Origin of the sequence: Corallococcus sp. AB049A, from assembly GCF_003668885.1 — a bacterium.
Lineage (GTDB): Bacteria > Myxococcota > Myxococcia > Myxococcales > Myxococcaceae > Corallococcus > Corallococcus interemptor.
The window spans coordinates 1-390 of the sequence record NZ_RAWL01001435.1 but is presented as its reverse complement, the minus strand read 5'-3'; the positions used below and the strand labels follow the sequence as shown (position 1 = coordinate 390).

General features: G+C 53.6%; 1 protein-coding gene. It reads right to left on the bottom strand.

Translation table 11 applies throughout. From position 1 onward, the window contains the following. Positions 1-2: 2 nt before the first annotated feature. On the bottom strand, positions 3-390 hold a 388-nt coding region (locus tag D7X55_RS44000), incomplete at its 5' end, for a hypothetical protein (protein ID WP_158626521.1).

Below are 390 nucleotides of genomic sequence, written 5' to 3'. Positions count from 1 at the left end.
AGCTAGCGGACGGTCGAAATGCCGTTCCAGCATTTCAATTGATTGCTCAGCGATACGAAGGTGACGAGTACAGCCCGGACGCCGTTGCTGCTCGATGCGGCATCGATGCGGATCAGATAAGACGGATCGCAATCGAGCTCGCCGAAGCTGCATTCGATCAGCAAATCGAACTCGACATTCCGTGGACCGATTGGGCAGGACGAAAGCACGAAAAAATAATTGGCCGCCCAGTTGCGATGCACGCGATGCGAGGCATATCCGCGCATTCGAACGGTTTCCATACGTGCAGAGCGATACATCTTCTTCAGGTTCTTTTGGGATCCATCGAATGTCCCGGCGGCTTTCGATTTAAGCCGCCATTTCCAAAACCAATTCCGCCAGGGCCAAAAC